The organism is Ensifer adhaerens, from assembly GCF_020035535.1.
Taxonomy (GTDB): domain Bacteria; phylum Pseudomonadota; class Alphaproteobacteria; order Rhizobiales; family Rhizobiaceae; genus Ensifer.
This window is the reverse complement of record NZ_CP083350.1, coordinates 24,531-39,896: the sequence shown is the minus strand read 5'-3', so window position 1 is coordinate 39,896 and position 15,366 is coordinate 24,531. Positions and strand designations below refer to the sequence as shown.

Annotated in this window: 17 protein-coding genes and 2 pseudogenes; 10 read left to right on the top strand and 9 right to left on the bottom strand. The window is 60.5% G+C overall.

Going from position 1 to position 15,366, the window contains the following annotated elements:
• Positions 1 to 157 precede the first annotated feature (157 nt).
• Positions 158 to 391, bottom strand: a complete 234-nt coding sequence (locus LAC81_RS20615) for a hypothetical protein (protein WP_223729096.1) — start codon at positions 389 to 391, stop codon at positions 158 to 160.
• A 273-nt stretch (positions 392 to 664) separates the two neighbouring features.
• Between LAC81_RS20615 and LAC81_RS20610 the strand changes: the two genes are divergently transcribed.
• The 6 genes and pseudogenes from LAC81_RS20610 (at position 665) to LAC81_RS38430 (ending at position 4,212) form a co-directional block, all read left to right on the top strand.
• Positions 665 to 1,027, top strand: a complete 363-nt coding sequence (locus LAC81_RS20610; RefSeq protein ID WP_223729095.1) for a hypothetical protein — start codon at positions 665 to 667, stop codon at positions 1,025 to 1,027.
• Positions 1,028 to 1,616: 589 nt separating this feature from the next.
• The gene (locus tag LAC81_RS20605; protein WP_223729094.1) at positions 1,617 to 1,820 is read left to right on the top strand and encodes a hypothetical protein; all 204 of its coding nucleotides are present in this window, start codon (positions 1,617 to 1,619) and stop codon (positions 1,818 to 1,820) included.
• A gap of 157 nt (positions 1,821 to 1,977) precedes the next feature.
• A complete protein-coding gene (locus LAC81_RS20600; protein WP_223729093.1) occupies positions 1,978 to 2,472 on the top strand; it encodes a response regulator in 495 nt (164 codons plus the stop codon).
• Positions 2,473 to 2,856: 384 nt separating this feature from the next.
• Positions 2,857 to 2,965: pseudogene (locus tag LAC81_RS38535) on the top strand (DUF2934 domain-containing protein); the annotation flags it as partial.
• A gap of 150 nt (positions 2,966 to 3,115) precedes the next feature.
• Complete coding sequence (locus LAC81_RS20585) at positions 3,116 to 3,547, top strand: CBS domain-containing protein (RefSeq protein WP_223729090.1); 432 nt, start codon at positions 3,116 to 3,118, stop codon at positions 3,545 to 3,547.
• Between the two features lie 2 nt (positions 3,548 to 3,549).
• Positions 3,550 to 4,212 carry an HD domain-containing protein gene (locus tag LAC81_RS38430; protein WP_328717740.1) on the top strand — a complete coding sequence of 221 codons (663 nt, stop codon included), beginning with the start codon at positions 3,550 to 3,552 and terminating at the stop codon, positions 4,210 to 4,212.
• A gap of 15 nt (positions 4,213 to 4,227) precedes the next feature.
• Here the strand turns inward: LAC81_RS38430 and LAC81_RS20575 are convergent, their stop codons facing one another.
• The 3 genes from LAC81_RS20575 to LAC81_RS20565 form a co-directional block, all read right to left on the bottom strand.
• Entirely contained in the window at positions 4,228 to 5,172 is a 945-nt protein-coding gene (locus LAC81_RS20575) for a sigma-70 family RNA polymerase sigma factor (protein ID WP_223729089.1), read from the bottom strand.
• A gap of 197 nt (positions 5,173 to 5,369) precedes the next feature.
• Positions 5,370 to 6,098, bottom strand: coding sequence for a divalent metal cation transporter (locus LAC81_RS20570; protein ID WP_223729088.1), 729 nt, complete (start codon positions 6,096 to 6,098; stop codon positions 5,370 to 5,372).
• A gap of 51 nt (positions 6,099 to 6,149) precedes the next feature.
• Positions 6,150 to 6,560, bottom strand: a complete 411-nt coding sequence (locus tag LAC81_RS20565) for a tautomerase family protein (protein ID WP_223729087.1) — start codon at positions 6,558 to 6,560, stop codon at positions 6,150 to 6,152.
• Positions 6,561 to 6,666: 106 nt separating this feature from the next.
• Between LAC81_RS20565 and LAC81_RS20560 the strand changes: the two genes are divergently transcribed.
• Positions 6,667 to 7,524, top strand: coding sequence for a LysR substrate-binding domain-containing protein (locus LAC81_RS20560; protein ID WP_223729086.1), 858 nt, complete (start codon positions 6,667 to 6,669; stop codon positions 7,522 to 7,524).
• A gap of 22 nt (positions 7,525 to 7,546) precedes the next feature.
• Here LAC81_RS20560 and LAC81_RS20555 read toward each other — a convergent pair.
• Positions 7,547 to 8,264, bottom strand: a pseudogene (locus LAC81_RS20555) (SDR family oxidoreductase).
• A gap of 167 nt (positions 8,265 to 8,431) precedes the next feature.
• Here LAC81_RS20555 and LAC81_RS20550 point away from each other — a divergent pair.
• Positions 8,432 to 8,650: a hypothetical protein gene (locus LAC81_RS20550; protein ID WP_223729085.1), complete on the top strand. Its 219-nt coding sequence runs from the start codon at positions 8,432 to 8,434 to the stop codon at positions 8,648 to 8,650.
• A gap of 59 nt (positions 8,651 to 8,709) precedes the next feature.
• On the opposite strand, the gene LAC81_RS20545 is transcribed toward LAC81_RS20550, so the two are convergent.
• From LAC81_RS20545 to LAC81_RS20535, 3 genes are all read right to left on the bottom strand, one after another.
• The gene (locus tag LAC81_RS20545; RefSeq protein WP_223729084.1) at positions 8,710 to 9,489 is read right to left on the bottom strand and encodes an ABC transporter substrate-binding protein; all 780 of its coding nucleotides are present in this window, start codon (positions 9,487 to 9,489) and stop codon (positions 8,710 to 8,712) included.
• Positions 9,490 to 9,616: 127 nt separating this feature from the next.
• Positions 9,617 to 10,012 (bottom strand): VOC family protein, encoded by a 396-nt coding sequence (locus LAC81_RS20540; RefSeq protein ID WP_223729083.1) that lies wholly within the window; start codon positions 10,010 to 10,012, stop codon positions 9,617 to 9,619.
• 77 nt (positions 10,013 to 10,089) lie between these two features.
• Positions 10,090 to 10,998: a DMT family transporter gene (locus LAC81_RS20535; RefSeq protein WP_223729082.1), complete on the bottom strand. Its 909-nt coding sequence runs from the start codon at positions 10,996 to 10,998 to the stop codon at positions 10,090 to 10,092.
• A 512-nt stretch (positions 10,999 to 11,510) separates the two neighbouring features.
• On the opposite strand from LAC81_RS20535, the gene LAC81_RS20530 reads away from it, so the two are divergent.
• Positions 11,511 to 12,611, top strand: coding sequence for a DUF475 domain-containing protein (locus LAC81_RS20530; protein ID WP_223729081.1), 1,101 nt, complete (start codon positions 11,511 to 11,513; stop codon positions 12,609 to 12,611).
• A gap of 456 nt (positions 12,612 to 13,067) precedes the next feature.
• On the opposite strand, the gene LAC81_RS38345 is transcribed toward LAC81_RS20530, so the two are convergent.
• A complete protein-coding gene (locus LAC81_RS38345) occupies positions 13,068 to 13,199 on the bottom strand; it encodes a hypothetical protein (RefSeq protein ID WP_268906830.1) in 132 nt (43 codons plus the stop codon).
• An 829-nt stretch (positions 13,200 to 14,028) separates the two neighbouring features.
• Here LAC81_RS38345 and LAC81_RS20525 point away from each other — a divergent pair.
• On the top strand, positions 14,029 to 14,946 hold the full coding sequence (locus LAC81_RS20525) for an ArdC family protein (protein ID WP_223729080.1): 918 nt from the start codon (positions 14,029 to 14,031) through the stop codon (positions 14,944 to 14,946).
• Positions 14,947 to 15,366: the final 420 nt, after the last annotated feature.

The following is a 15,366-nucleotide window of genomic DNA, read 5'->3' as shown; positions in this document are numbered from 1 at the left end:
GGGCGCGCCTGGCGCAATGCCGAGAAGCCGCGGCGCCTCATTCGGCCAATTGGCCTCGGAGAAGCGCGTCAGGTCGAAACCCGAATGAACGAGAGTGCTGCGCGGGGCTGCCGATATGGTGGGAAATCGTCGATGAAGGCGCGCGTGAACCGGGCGGTCAGACGCTCGGCTGCAAGGAATGTTGAGCTTCTGGGCGGTGACGATATGCACGAAAGGCAGGATGTGCACGCCATGGATGATGCTCGCACGACGTGTCACGCCACTTCACGACGAAGACGGCCTTGTCGGAATGGCCGGCAAGAATGGAGGCGTCTGCCACCGGGCCGACCGGCGGCGCATCGATGATCGCGGTGTCATAGGTGGCCCGGAACTCGTTGACGAGCGATCGCATGCGCGCCGATGCGAGAAGGGCGGGAGGGTTCACTGCTTTTGCGCCAGCTGGCAGAACGTGAATGCCAAGCGCTCATCCAGGTGGATTGCCTTGGCCGGATCGATCGGGAGCGTGAGAAGATCGACTTCTCCGTCATGCCAAAGAAGGCGGTGGTAGCCGAAACCCTGAGATCGGCATCGATGACCAGGGCGCGTTCGCCGTCTGCGGCAGCAGAGTAAGCAAGGCTGAGTGCCAGTCTTGCCTTCGCCCGGCATAGCCGACGAGCGTGATCGATTGCGTACGATCCGTGTCGGGTATATCGCCCAGACTCAGGCGCAGTCTTCTGACGGCCTCGCTATAGCGCGACAAAGGTCGGTACTCCAGATATGCCATAGCGCGATTGCGGTGCTTGTCGGCGCTGTCACGCTGCTCCTGTTTGGCATTGAAGGCGTTACCGGGGCGGTCGTCATCGTGATCGCCGATATTCTCGTGGTCTCGGCAGCGATCCTCACCATGTATAAGAGGATTGTGCAGGTCGAAGCGAAACTCGATGCGGCGAAGTCGGCTATTCGTGAATTGGAGATCACAGAGGGCCGACGCCAGGTCTTCAGTGCCAAGACGTCGGTAGAGCATGTTACCTCGAGCGCAGGCCGGTAGTGCTGCCATTAGCCAATCGACATGACCGCGCTGAGATGGAGGCCCCGATGTTCAGAGGATCATTGCTGAGTGTCTTGACCAGGGCCTTGATCGGGCGCCAGTTCGCGGGGTTTAATAATGCGCGTTTTCCCGGTTGGCGGGGCGGGTTCGACCATTTCGTGATCACCGGTCCGGGGCGGGATGAGAACCCCGCCACATTTTTCCAGTTTTTGCACCCACGTGTCGGGCTGCTCGCCTTGCGGGTCGGCCGGGCCGGTTTGGCAATCAGCAGGTGGTGTCCCATCGTCCGGCTGGGAAAATGTCGCTCCGGCTGCCAGCAGGGTAGTCAGGGCGGCGAATGTGGCGGTACCTACCACGCTGGCCGACGATCTATTTCGGCCAAAGATGCGCGCGTATCTGATCGGTGCTGCGGATTTCATACGGGCCAAACAGGCGACGTCGCCTTTTGTTCCAGAGCGACGCCACCGCAGCCAGAGACCCGGAAAGCTTGGCTTCTTCGCCCGGAGGGGGTATCCTGCCATCGGTTTCGCGACTATCGGCGGCGAGCATGCCCGACAAAGCAATTTAATGGATGACTAGGGTAGAAGCGATGGCTTCGGGCAAGAAGACAGACGGTAAGAACAATCACTTGCTGATGGGTGATCCGGCTCCCCACTCGTTCAACGCGGTCACGGGGCGGGTCGACGACATCCCGGATCGGCTGTTGATACTCGCCAACAGGCTGCAGAGGGCTCTCGATTCCCAGCGAGCCGCAGCATCGGCCACCGAGCGCGCGCAACGCCAAGCGAACTAAGGTGGAAAGAAAGATCGAGGACGCAACATGATGCCGGACCTGCAGCATTTGCGGGTGCTGGTGGCGGAGGATGAGTTCTATCTCGCAAATGACATCGCCCTGTGGCTCGAAAGAGCTGGAGCGACCATCATCGGCCCCATCCCAACGGTGCAAAACGGTGCAAGAAGCCTTGAAAAGCCTGTCGACCGCGGACGACATTCAGGTCGCTGTCCTCGACATCAACCTGAACGGAGAGTTGGTCTTTCCCGTAGCGGACGAGCTAGCACGCCGATCGGTGCCCTTGATCTTCTTCAGCGGCTACCACGATTTGAGTGTTCCTGAGCGGTTCAGGTCGGTGGCGCGCCTTAGCAAATGCGCCGGTTCGTCTGACCTAGTGAGTCCGGTTTTCGAGCACTATTTCCTGAACATGTCGACCCTTGCCCCGCTCCGCGCGGGCTTGCCCGATCAACTCGTGACAGATCTCATCGCCGGCCTGCGCCTCAGGGCCAGGGTGCTGATGTCGAGCGTCAAGGCCGCGGACTCCCTCGTAGAGCGCACGCTCGAACGCGCGATCGTCTTGGCGGCCACAAGAGAGCGAGAGCAGCCGCTCGATGCGTGGCTGCAAGAGTTGATGTCGACCATTTACAGCGAAAGCCCATTCGGGCCGAACTGATAGCGATTCCCCGGTTGCCCGAATGACAGGTACCGTAGGGTGTGAATGGGTGGTTCTCGGACTTCGTCCGGGTTCGGCGTCCGCTTTTCATCCGGCAGATCTTCGGGTTCTGGTTCCTCGATCGGGGGCGGTGTCCGGGTCGGCTGTGGAACGGGCGGCTGTGGCTCGCCGGGTCTATGTGGGCTCGGGCTCATTCCTCTTTCCTCGTCTCCCATGAAGAACCAACGTTTTCCGGCATAGTTCCGTGAAGTTTTGGGGATCGTTGCGCACGGTACGTCCGAGGTGTCGGCAATTCACCGGTGCAGGGGGCTGCCGAGGTGGAACCGGAACAAATCCATCGCCTCAGAGTTTGCAGAACGCAACACTTGAGGAGGGTCATCTCTCATGGATGACAGGGAGGAAGTCATTCGCCGGCGCGCCTATGCGATCTGGGAAAGCGAGGGACGGCCTGAAGGCAAGGACCAGCGCCATTGGGAACAGGCCCGCCGTGAGTTTGCCGAGCGTGAGCATCCCCATCCGACTGGCGGAGCCGACGACGAAACCGGAACCCTCGTTGCGCCGTCAACCGCTCCCCGAGGAAAAGCCGGTCGCGCCGCTGATGACGCCTGAACAAGAGAAGCTTGGACAAGAGAGGAGACTTCACATGCGAATTGCTGACATCATGACAAGGGACGTTCACGTTGCGAGCCCTGACGATATGATCTCGACGGTGGCGCGCGAAATGGCCGCAAACGATATCGGCTTTCTGCCGGTGCGCGAAAGCGATCGCCTGGTTGGCATGATCACCGACCGCGATATTGTCGTACGCTGCGTCGCAGACGGTCGCGATGGCAAGACGCGCGTCAGCGATATCATGACTGCCGACGTGAAATACTGCTTTGACGACGAAGACGTGTCCGAAGTCGCCCGCAACATGGGTGATGTGCAGGTGCGCCGCTTGCCGGTGGTCGATCGCAACAAGCGGCTCGTCGGCATCGTATCGCTGGCGGATGCGGCGCGTCGCGATCCTGCGCTTGCAGGCATTGGCCTCAAGGGCGTGACCGCTCCCGGTGGTGCCCACAACCAACGGCCCTGACGATGCCTGACACCCGCGACAGGCGCTCGCTATGGCGCTCCCCAGTGCTGCTGTCCGCGCCGGAAGAACGTGCCTGGGCGCGCGAAGTCGCCGTGCACGCCCATGCTGGCCAGCGCGACAAGGCAGGTGAACCCTACGTCAGGCATTGCCAGCGCGTTGCCGATGCCGTTCACGGTGACAAGGCCAAGACGGTTGCCTTCCTGCACGACATCCTCGAAAAAGCGCCGGGATGGACAGCTGGAAGGCTGTTGGATTCCGGCTTTTCGCCCGAGGTCGTGGCTGCCGTTGAATGTCTGACACGGCGACCAGGTGAAACGAAGGACGCACTGACGATCCGCGCCGCTGCCAATGAGCTAACCCTTGAGGTGAAGCGGGCAGATCTTGGCGACAACCTTGCCCAACTTGAGCGCCAGGGCAAAAGTGGCGCCGAATACAGGCGCAGGCTGCACCTGCTTGAGGAGGTCGTCAGTGGCGCGGATCATGAAGACGCTGCTGCGGGCCTTGGGTCCGGCGACGCTGATCTGAGCGAGGCGGGGCTTGCCCGCGCCGACATCGCTCGCCGCGCGGTTCGTGGCCAGAACACCGATCGCGTCGCGAAACGAACTTTCGTCGTTCTCTTTGGCCTGACGATCGTCGGCGCCGTCTACCTTATGTTCCTGCAGTGATACGACAGTGCCGGTTCATTCAACCCGCACACCGTTCATGCGGTAGGCGAGCTCGTCACGAGCCCGGCTTAGCCTGCTCTTGATGGTTCCAACGGCGCAGTCGCAGATGTCAGCTGCCTCCTTGTAGCTCAGGCCATAGCCGGCGACGAGGACAAGAACCTCCCTATGGACGGGGGCCAACGTTTCCAGCGCCGTGCGCAATTCGCCGTTCAACACACACCACTCCTGCGGCGGTGCCATTGGTATTGGCAATTCGGCGCAGTTGATGACGCCTGGCGCTTCACGTCGACGCAATTTGTACTGAGTGCGGAAGGCATTGTGCATGATGGTGAAGAGCCACGACTTCAGATTTGTGCCGGGCGCGAACCCATCAATACCGCGCAGCGCCCGGAAAAGTGTTTCCTGCAGAAGATCATCCGCCTCGAAGTTAGAGGTGACAAACGTGCGTGCAAACGCTCGCAATGCTGGAATGAGATCAACGACCTGAGTTTCCAGCGGCTGCGTTTGCTCTTCCTTCATAAGGGTGGAAGGCATGGGGAAAACTGCCTTTCGGGATAGGATGGTTGCTCTTTTAACAATGCGCGGTTGGCCTTTATGTTCCTCCTTCCACACGGGCAGTCCCCAGAGGGTATCAGCGCCGAGCCTTGGGCATGCCGTTGGAAGAAACCAAACCGAAGAAGGAGCTGAGGGAAGGTGCCGGATCGAGGAGCTGGAGTCAGTATTCATGGCACACCCGGCAAGCCACTCGCGCCTCTGGGGGTTTCCGGTAGGAGCGGGGCTGTTCTCTCGGCGGTGTTGCCAAAGCAAGAACAATCCAACTGTTGACAGCATCGCCAGGGCGGGCGCGCCGCCGAGCGTCAACATCCACCAGGGCGCCCTGGGTTGGCCCATGATGCGGCGGTTGGCGGCCATGATCGTCATGATGGCGATGACGGGACCGGCGAGCACACCGTTGATCACGGCGCTCCAACAGAGCAATAGGAACGGATCTACCCCGACCAATCCGCAAGCACAGGACTGCCCAATATGCCCGTCCCAATGATGCCGGCGGCGAAAAACGCGAAAGCTACATTTCCGGCGACCGGCCGCAGAGCCTCGGCGACCTGTGCCGAAGTTTCAATGTGTTCCGTTTGCGTGGAGCGTTGCGGCGGTCGCGATCATGATCGACAGGGCGTCGACATCGGATAGCGCCATGCCGACGATGGTGTCGCTCTCGATACGAATGAGCTCCGGCCCGCCGCCTGCGGGGACGTGCCCAGTCTCGGGCGATGTCGCCGCTCGAGTTCTTCGACTTCTTGGCCTGCCTGCCAGAAAAGCAGATAGGGGCTGATCGTCGTCGTTCCAAGCACGGCGACGAGCGCCGTTGCCTGTTCGCCGCCAAAGGTGAATGATGGAACGAAAACACCCCGCGCCGCTTCCATCCACGAAACATCGACGGCGAAGACGACCGCGACATAGGCAAAGCGTGAAAGCGTCAGCCATTTTACGAATGTCCGCATAGCGGCGGTAACGCACGAAAATCTCGAGCAACACGCAGCAATGCCAAAGACCACCGCATAGACCAGCTGGAGGCCACCGGCGAGGAGCTGCAGGGCAGCACCCATGGCGGCAAGATGGGCGCCAATGTTGATGGCGTTTGCAATCAACAACATCAACGTCGCCACGCGCGCCAATGATGCTGGGTAATGCGGCCTCAGGTTCCGCGCGAGACCCTGGTCCGGCACGGCACCAATCCGGGCGCTTAGCCCCTGCACGCCGACAAGGAACGGATAGAAGATCAGAACCGTCCAGCCGATCGCGAAGCTGAATTGCGCGCCAACCTGGCTGTAGGTGGCGATTCCGCTTGGGTCGTTATCCGCCGCGCCGCCGAAGAGCAGGCGCTCCAAGCAATTCGGACTGCGCGGAGGCGTGTGTCGAATTGAGCAGAGTGTCCTTAGCTATACCGTGGCCTTGAGCTTGCCGCTGATGTAGCGAAACTCCTGGGTCTTTCCACCATAGCCGTAAGCGGCGGCAGGAACCTCGTGAACGAGGATGTAGCTCTCCGAATGCAGCCTGCCGAGCAGTTGCTCGAAGCGACCGTATACCGCTTCCAGATAGGCGGCCATTTCCGGCTTGGTGTTTGTCCCGTCTACGACCTTGATGTCCAGCCAGAAGCTGTTCAGGTCCTGTTCGGCCAGTGATTTGCCGCCGGCGAACCAGTGGGTCGGATCGATGTAGGACACGACGATTGCGGTAATCGTCGGGTCCTTGCGCAGGTGGGTGGCCGTTAGTTCGCTGACCGCCGCTGCGATACGAGAGGAGAGAGCTGCGTCGGCCTTGCCGCTGACGGTGACGTTGAGGATAGGCATTGAAGGCTCCTTTTGAGGATTATGCGCTGTTGAGCTCAATCTGCCATCGCTCTCAGTAAAGAAAAATCGAATTGTTTGGTATTTATAATTCGATTATATTGAAGCTATGCAAGCCTTCGATCCTGACCTGCTCCGAACGTTCCTCGCCTTTGCCGAAGGCGGCTCGCTCGCTCACGCGGCTGCCGCGGTAGGCCGCACCGCTTCCGCGGTTACCGCGCAGATGCAGCGATTGGAGGCAATGGTGGGAGAGCCGCTTCTGGCTCAATCGGGAAGAGGGCGTGTCCTCACGCCGGCCGGAGAGGAACTGCTCGTTCACGCCCAACGGATCCTCGAAGTCCATCGCGATGCGTGGCTGAGCCTCAAGGGTGCAAAGGCCGATGGACGTCTGGCTCTTGGCTGCACCCAGGACTTCGCCGACAGCAATTTGCCTGATCTCCTGCGCGTCTTTGCCCGAACCCATCCGCGCGTGCGGCTCGATCTCCGGGTCGGTCGTTCGCGGGAACTGACGACCAATTACGATCAAGGGGCGATCGATGTCCTGATCGTCATGCGCGAGGGTGTGCAACCGGACGAGATTGCGGTGCTGACCGAGCCGATGTTGTGGTTGTCCGCATCCACCGATCCGGTTCCCCCCAGTAGCGAGTTGCCGGTCGCGGTACTGGACCCGCCATGCGGGTTTCGCTCGGCGGCCACCCGTGCGCTCGATCAGGCGGGTATCGCCTATCGCATCGCGGCGACCAGTCCGAGCCTTTCCGGATTGCGTGCGGCAGTCCGCAGCGGCATCGCGATCACGGCGCGGACTGCGCGATTTGTAGGCGAGGGGGTCGCGGTCGCGCCCCAGGCTCTCTCTCTGCCGGCGTTGCCGAACGCTGAGTTCAGCCTGCGGCTCAAGCGGAAAGCGGGAAAGGCGGCCTCCAGTCTCGCGGCGCTTCTCGCCGAAGAATTGCCGAACGAGAGACTGTGACGCTGTTCGAGATCCGTGGCGGTTACATCTGCACCGTCATGCCGCCATCAACTGTCAGTGTAATGCCGTTGACGAAGCTTGCAGCGGGCGAAGCCAGGAAAACCGCCGCCGGCGCGATCTCTTCCGGTCGGCCCCAGCGCTTCAGGGGAATGCGAACGTCGACGAAAGCCTGGAGCGTCGGATCGGCAGCCGGGCGCGATCGCGTTGACCGTCAGCGTGTCGGAACCGAGCTCGACCGCAAGCGAGCGGGTGAGTGCGTCGAGGCCACCTTTTGCGGCCGTGTAGGCCGGGTCGCCTGCTCGTGCAGCAAAGGCGGCAATGGAGGTGACGAAGATCAGCCGCCCGGAAGCCGAGCGGCGCAGGTAGGGAAGCGCGGTCTTCGCCATCCCATAGGCCGCCGTCAGATCCGCGTTGACCAGCGCCGCAAAGGAGGCAGTATCCATGGCATCGGTGCCACGCCGGTCGCGCTCGCCGACCGCATGGATCAGGATATCGAGCTGCCCGGTACCCGCTGCTGCCGCATCGACAATCTGTGCGGCATCCGTCGCCACATCGCCCGGTGCGATTTCCAGCACGATGCCATCTTCGGCGAACTGCCGACGCACAGCCTCAAGCGCCTCGCGGTTGCGGCCATTGATCGCCACCGCAGCGCCGGCTGTCGCCAGGGCCTTCGCCATTTCAAGGCCAAGCCCGCGGCCTCCGCCTGTGACCAGCGCCGTCTTTCCGCTGAGATCGAACATGCCGGCCCCCTGATGCCCGTTGTTTCCTGATCGAAGCCATCTCAAATCTTCACGAAGGAGGTTTAGCGCCTGTCCTCCTTTCCGCCAACCTCGGATCAGGTATGCCAGCGCGTTGGCATGACCGGCCGGGGCGCTTGGAGCCAGGAGTTGGGTGTTCATCTGGAGCGGTGAGCGAGCACATCGCCTGGTATCGGTTCCAGGCAACTGGTGCCTGGGCTCTGGTCGGTGAACGCCAGCGCTCGCTCGAAAATCTTAGACGGCTCGTCGATGGCGGCTGGGAGGGCGAGGCCGAATGGCTCGAAGGCTATTGGGCCTTGGCGTCGCTCATCAACGATCCCGAATTCGGAGGCCTTCGTCGCGCGGAGCGCGCAGCAAGAAACGATTGAGAATGGCCGACCGCGCCCATGACGGGCGCGGCCGGACCTCTTAAGGAGTGCTGAGCGCCTCACTTCATCGTGTAGACGTCGATCGAGAAATACTTGTCGTTGATCTTCTTGTAGGTGCCATCGGCACGGATTTCGTCGAGCGCCTTGTTGAGTTTCTCGCGGAAGTCGTTGTCGTCCTGGCGGACGGCGATACCGACACCTTCGCCGACAAACTTCTTGTCGGTAATCGGCTCGCCGATGAGTTCGCAGCAATTCTTGCCATCATCGTTCTTCGTCACCCAGTCGAGCAGCGGCAGCATGTCGCCAACCTGCAGATCAAGCCGGCCGTTGACCATATCGAGATTGGCCTCGTCCTGGGTCGGATAGAGCTTGATCTCCGCATCGGGGTAGGTGGCGGTGATGTATTCGGCCTGGGTGGTTCCGGATTGCGCCCCTATCACCTTGCCCTTGAGGGCCTCATTGGTGAATTCGGTGATGCCGGAGCCCTTTGGCGCCGCATGCGTCATGGCAGCGAGGTAATAGGGATTGGTGAAGGCGACCTGCTTCTTGCGTTCCTCGGTGATGAACATCGAGGCGATGATCAGGTCATATTTCTTGGCAAGCAAACCGGGAATGATGCCGTCCCAGTCCTGGGCAACCACCTCGCACTCGACCTTCATGCGCTCGCAGAGCGCGAGGCCGATATCTACATCGAAGCCGCCGATCTTGCCGGCGGGATCGATGAAGTTGAAGGGAGGATAGGCACCCTCCGTGCCGATCTTGATTTTTTCCGCTGCCTGAGCCGATGAGGCGGTTGCTGCCATGATGGCTAGCATGGCTGCTGCAATCTGCTTCTTCATTCGCGTTCCCCTTGTTTGCATCATTCTTGATGCTTCCGGAGAAGACTATGTCGCTCTGGCCTATAAGCGAAATAGATAGGCGCGATAACCGGTATTGTTTTGGTTGATTGTCGGCGTCAGTCGGATGTCACTTGTAGCGACCGTGACGCTGAAGGACTTCGATCTTGTAGCCGTCGGGATCGACCAGGAAGAAGAAGCGGGCAAGCAGGGCGCCATCGCGATTGAAGGCAACGATCTTGCCGGGGGCGAGGCCCGCATCTGCCACGCGCTGATGCTCGGCGTCGAGATCGTCGACCGAAAGCGCCAGATGACCATAGCCGTCACCGAGCGCATAGGGCTCGCTCCGATCCTTGTTGATCGTCAGCTCGAGCTCGAACTCGCTCGCCTCATTGCTGAGATAGACCAGCGTAAAGGTCTCAAAATCGAGCCTTTCGGCGACCTTGAGCCCGAGGGCCAGGCGATAGAAGTCGACCGACTTCGTTTCGTCGAGGACGCGGATCATCGAATGGATCGCCTTGGCCATCTGTGTCTCCTTCAGCGTTGAATGCAGGCGGAGTAGCAGAGAGCGATGCCCAACGAAACCCCTTGGATGGACCAATCTCAGGCCTTGGCCTGCCGCTTCTTCAATTGCTGTTCGCGGAAGAAGATGAAGAGGCCCGAGGCGACAATCAAGGCGGCGCCAACCAGCACCGTTGGGCGGGGTGTGTCGCCGAAGAAGAACCAACCGAAGAAAACGGCCCAGAAAAGCAGCGTGTATTGCAAGGGTACGACGGTGGCCGCGTCGGCAAGCTTGAGGGAGCGGTTGACCAAGATGTGCGCCAGCATCGCGACGATGCCGAGCATGCCGAGTTGCATCAAGGCCTCGCCGTCGACCGGTGCCCAGCCGGAAGGGTTGGCCGCAACGCCGACGAGCGAGAAGATCAGTGCGCCGACGATCTGCCAGAAAACCAGCGTCGTGTCCGGTGTCGAACGCAGGGTACGACCGAGCATCAGTGCGAAGGCGAAGGCGGCGCTGCCCGCAAGCGCGATCAGTGCCGGCAGGCTGAAGCTTTCCTTGGAGGGTTCGAGCGCGATCAACACGCCGGCAAAGCCGATGAGGATCGCCGTCCAGCGCCGCCAGCCGACCTTCTCGCCGAGCAGAAACGGCGAGGCTGCCGCCACATAGATCGGCGCGGCTAGCCAGTAGGTCATGGTATCGGCAAGCGGCATGTAGGCGACGGCGAAGTAGAAAGCGGAGGCATCGATCGCAAAGAGCAGCGAGCGGAGCGCCTGGAGGCCAGGCCGCTCGACCTGAAACATCGAGCGCAGGCCGCGCCTCAGAATGAAGGGCGAGAGGAACAGGAGCGCCGCGATGCTGCGGATCACCATCAACTGGCTGACGGAATAGGTCGCGACCAGCCATTTACCCATCACGTCGTTCAGCGAAAACATCAACATGCCGAGCAGCATGATGAGGACGCCTGTTCGGGCGGCGTTCGGGACGGTAAGGGGGGTGGTGATAGCAGTCATATCCGGCCTTCAGAAAGTTGCGCACGCCATGCCACATTCCGCCCAGTCGATCCATTGCTGTCTGCATATGGAACCATAAGTTTTGCGAATGAATCGGAGTATCTGTTCAACAGATGCATAGAGCCGCAGCCGGGCTCGTTTGGTTTGCTCCAATTCCCTGCCTCCGGCCGACGGAGGGGGCACGGCGCCGCTGCAGCCGGCTTCTCCAAATGGGAGAAGGGCGCCCGGGCGCCGGTGCCCCCTTGACCTTCCACCGGACGCTGCTAATTAGAAAAGTGCTCCCGTCTCCAGACATCGGACCGCGGGATGAACACTGGTGCCGGGCCCCTCTGGCGAGAGTTTTTACGGCGCTCTCGTGATGTCGGTACCGCCAGCAAATTAGCCGGCGGATTAGCTCTCATGAAAACTGATCTCATGCCTCACGCATGTGCCCCTTCGGTCGTGCGCATTTCTGTTTTGAAACCCCATCTTTTCACTGAATCCGGCGTCGTCCGCGCGAAGGAGGTCCGTCGATGAACCAGCCTCAATCGCATTCGAGCGCGCTCGGCTATTTCACCTGGGCCTTCATTGTCACAGCGGTGGGCCTTGTGCTCGGCGCTTGGCTCGGCTGGCAATCGACCGGAACCATCGGTGGCATGGCCTCCGTCTTCTTCATCTGCACCGTGCTTGCGGTGCTCGAAATCTCCCTGTCCTTCGATAATGCCATCGTCAATGCCAACAAGCTCAAGGACATGACGCCCGAGTGGCAGCATCGCTTCCTGACCTGGGGCATCCTCATCGCCGTCTTCGGCATGCGTATCGTCTTCCCGCTCCTGATCGTCGTTATCGCAGCGAAGATCGGACCGATTGAAGCGATCGTTCTGGCGGCAAGCAAGCCCGAGGAATATGCGCGCATCATGAACGACGCGCATCTGCCGATCGCGGCCTTCGGCGGCACCTTCCTGATGATGGTCGGTCTCAGCTACTTCTTCGACCATGAGAAGGACGTGCACTGGATCAAGTGGGTCGAAACCAAGATGGCACGTTTTGCGACCATCAAGGGCGTCGAGATCGCATTCGTCCTTGCTCTGATCCTTGGCTTCTCGACGCTGCTTGAGCCTGCAGACGTGCACACCTTCGTCTATTCGGCGATCTACGGTCTTCTGACCTTCCTCGTGGTCGAGGTGGTCGGTGGCCTGCTCGATGCGCAGCAGGAAACCATGAGTGCTGCAGCAAAGGGCGGCTTCGGTGCCTTCCTCTATCTCGAAGTTCTCGATGCCAGCTTCTCGTTCGACGGCGTTATCGGCGCCTTCGCGCTGACGCAGAACCTCTTCATCATCGCGATCGGCCTCGGTATCGGCGCTATGTATGTGCGCTCGATGACGATCATGCTCGTCGAAAAGGGGACGCTCAGCGAATACCGCTATCTGGAGCACGGCGCATTCTACGCGATCCTGATCCTCTCGGTGGTCATGTACTTCCAGACCCTGATCCACATACCGGAAGTGATCACCGGCCTCGGTGGGGCTGCGCTCATCGGCATCTCGCTTTGGTCTTCGATCCGCTACAACAAGCGGGAACGCGAAATGGAAGAGGTGGAAACGCGGGATTCGCATGAGCAACTGCGAGCCTGATAAGATCTCTTGATGTGATAAAGAGCCCGGCGGGAATGTCCGCCGGGTTTATTCTTATCGAAAGCAACCTCTCGACGGGGAGCGGTGGTTTTGCTTTGAAACGGCTCCGCGAAGCAAATTGGCGGCGGGCACAGGACCACGAAAAGCGTCATCCCACAAAAAAGGCCGGGCTAAACCCGACCTTTCGTGATCGCACCATGCCGATGCCAGTACATCCGTGGTCAACGGCAAAGTGTGACCTATGTTTTCAATGTAGCCCTCGATTGCAATTTAAGCAAATCAGAAATCTAATCGCCGTCCCAGTTCTACCGCCTCATTCTGCCGTCTCCGACGAACGCCATCTGAAGGGGTGCGCGGGCTCTACGCCTTGCCCGCCCTTAGGTTAAATGAAAATACAGCAGATCAATCTGCCGGATTGAGCCCGTATAAAAAACAGCGCGCTGTGTCCCTCCAACGTCAGCCTTGCGGTGGCTGATTTCCAACGCCGGACACCTTGTCTGCCACCGATGCCTCTCCGTTGGCGACCACGCTGGCGACAATGAACGCCGTCTGAATACCCGATGGTGCCGGATCATTAAGCAGGTTCATTCCCGTTTCCGAGATCACATGTTCTAACCGTCGGCCGATAGCCTGACCAATCGCCCCGCGAGCTATGGCGTTTCTCAGTCGCTGAGGATGAAGGCCCCTGTTCGATCGACCGACGCCAATGAATGCGCGATGCCATTGTGCGCGACAAGCGGCGCAAACACCGGTTCATCAGTAGCGCTGATGGGCGTGATGAGCGCGCTCTAGCCGGAGAGCGACACGGTGTTGCGGGTGGCCATCGCACCCCTCGACTACCGTCAAAACGAACCGCGCGCCGGCCGCCGTCATGCAGACGAGGTCGGTGTCAACCGGGTGATGGCGAACGGTGCGGTGAAGGGGGCGGCCACATCTCGAGGCTGCCTTAGTGCGGTACCGGCGGTCCTTCCGGAGAGCCCTTAGAGAGTGCATCAGTGCCTTCGAAGCCGAGCCACCGTCGCCCCCGCACCGTGCCAAGGCGATCGAAAATGTGGCTCCACCGAACGCTTGTAAACACATCCATGTGCTGACGTTGGAGCTCGCCGTAGACGCTATCGTCACCGAGGAACTTCCGACAGGCCTGGCCTGATCTCGTCGCCAAGGGTGTCTCTTCAAGCGCTCTTCGCGAGACGAGGCCGGTTGAGAGTGGCGCAAGATCCCGGACTCTTCGGGCGCCGATCATGATCGGTCTCTCCTTCAGCCCGCCCGTCGAGACATGGCTCGGTTGTGGCACACGCTGCCAGCCCATCAACCCTGTTCCGCACCAGCACCGAGAACAGGGTGTGACGGGCCGGCCTCCCGCGTCTGCCCCTGCCGCCTCGCCCTCGACGGAGAGGGCGAGCTGAAGGAGGCACCAATGACCACAGATCGCAGACGCCAAACACAAGTCGATATCTACGAGCGCGTCACCAACCAGATTATCGCGGCCATCGAGGCCGGCGCCGGTGACTACCGGATGCCCTGGCATCACGACGGATCGGCCATCACCACGCCCGTCAACATCGCCTCAAGCAAGACTTATCGCGGCGTCAACATCCTCTCACTCTGGGCTGCGGCGCACGCGGCCGGCTATCCCACCGGGATCTGGGGCACTTACCACCAATGGCAAGCGCTCGGCGCTCAGGTTCGTAAGGGCGAGCACGGCCACCTTGTCGTGTTTTGGAAGACCCACGATCGCGACAAAACCGATGACCAGGCCTGCGATGGAAATCGTGACGAACCCGCCCGCTCCATGTTCGCTCGCGGCTACTCGGTTTTTAACTGCGCCCAGGTCGACGGCTACACACCGCCCGAGATCCCGGTGTTGCCAGAGGCAAAGCGGATCGATAGGGCAGAACGGTTCTGCGCGGCTCTGGGCATTGACATCTGCCACGGCGGCTCGCAAGCCTATTATCGCCCGGCTACGGACCAGGTGCAGATCCCAAGGTTCGCGTGTTTCCGCGATGCGGTCGCCTACTATGCCGTGCTGCTCCATGAATGCGGTCACGCATCTGGCGCCAGCCACCGCCTCGACCGCGATCTTTCCGGACGCTTCGGCACGGCAGCCTATGCGATGGAGGAATGCACGGTCGAGCTCCTGAGTGCTATGATTTGCGCCGATCTGGGTCTCAGTGTCGAGCCGCGGCCGGACCATGCCCGCTACATTCGGTCGTGGCTCGACGTGATGAATTCCGACAAGCGCGCCATCTTCACTGCTTCCAGCAAAGCACAGGAAATCGCTGACTGGATGCATGCACAACAGGACGAGCAAGATGAGGCTTGGGGCGCCGAATAGGCGTCCCTTACAAGAGCAAACGCCAAGGATCATTACCTCGCGAGCGAAAAACTTGCGAGGTAATGCTTGGGAGCGCCGACCGCGGCGCTAGGACGCGGTGCTTGAAATTGCCGATTGACGACATCGCGGCAATCGGCCAACTCTGAAGAAAGGACGTCGGCAAAGCGAGTTATATCGGCTCGCCGCATGACGGCATCTCTGCTGTCTGGCAGCCTTTAGCGGAAAAGAAGTTGCCGAGGATGCAATGGGCTGTGGCTCGTGGCGCCGTGCGCTTTCTCTGTCCGTAGAATCTGCATCTATCGTTTGACTGAGATTGATTTCTACCAGATTGAGCGGCGCTGCCGGAAAGGCTGCGCCTGTTCTTGAACTTTACGATACGAATGCCTTCATTTGCTGCTTCCTTCACCATCTAACGAGCTT

Bases quoted from the DNA above. Each gene is read 5' to 3' on its own strand.
- LAC81_RS20615 (WP_223729096.1), bottom strand. From the start codon at position 391: ATGCGATCGCTCGTCAACGAGTTCCGGGCCACCTATGACACCGCGATC.
- LAC81_RS20605 (WP_223729094.1), top strand. From the start codon at position 1,617: ATGGCTTCGGGCAAGAAGACAGACGGTAAGAACAATCACTTGCTGATG.
- LAC81_RS20585 (WP_223729090.1), top strand. From the start codon at position 3,116: ATGCGAATTGCTGACATCATGACAAGGGACGTTCACGTTGCGAGCCCT.
- LAC81_RS38430 (WP_328717740.1), top strand. From the start codon at position 3,550: ATGCCTGACACCCGCGACAGGCGCTCGCTATGGCGCTCCCCAGTGCTG.
- LAC81_RS20565 (WP_223729087.1), bottom strand. From the start codon at position 6,560: ATGCCTATCCTCAACGTCACCGTCAGCGGCAAGGCCGACGCAGCTCTC.
- LAC81_RS20560 (WP_223729086.1), top strand. From the start codon at position 6,667: ATGCAAGCCTTCGATCCTGACCTGCTCCGAACGTTCCTCGCCTTTGCC.
- LAC81_RS20545 (WP_223729084.1), bottom strand. From the start codon at position 9,489: ATGAAGAAGCAGATTGCAGCAGCCATGCTAGCCATCATGGCAGCAACC.
- LAC81_RS20540 (WP_223729083.1), bottom strand. From the start codon at position 10,012: ATGGCCAAGGCGATCCATTCGATGATCCGCGTCCTCGACGAAACGAAG.
- LAC81_RS20535 (WP_223729082.1), bottom strand. From the start codon at position 10,998: ATGACTGCTATCACCACCCCCCTTACCGTCCCGAACGCCGCCCGAACA.
- LAC81_RS20530 (WP_223729081.1), top strand. From the start codon at position 11,511: ATGAACCAGCCTCAATCGCATTCGAGCGCGCTCGGCTATTTCACCTGG.
- LAC81_RS38345 (WP_268906830.1), bottom strand. From the start codon at position 13,199: ATGAACCTGCTTAATGATCCGGCACCATCGGGTATTCAGACGGCGTTC.
- LAC81_RS20525 (WP_223729080.1), top strand. From the start codon at position 14,029: ATGACCACAGATCGCAGACGCCAAACACAAGTCGATATCTACGAGCGC.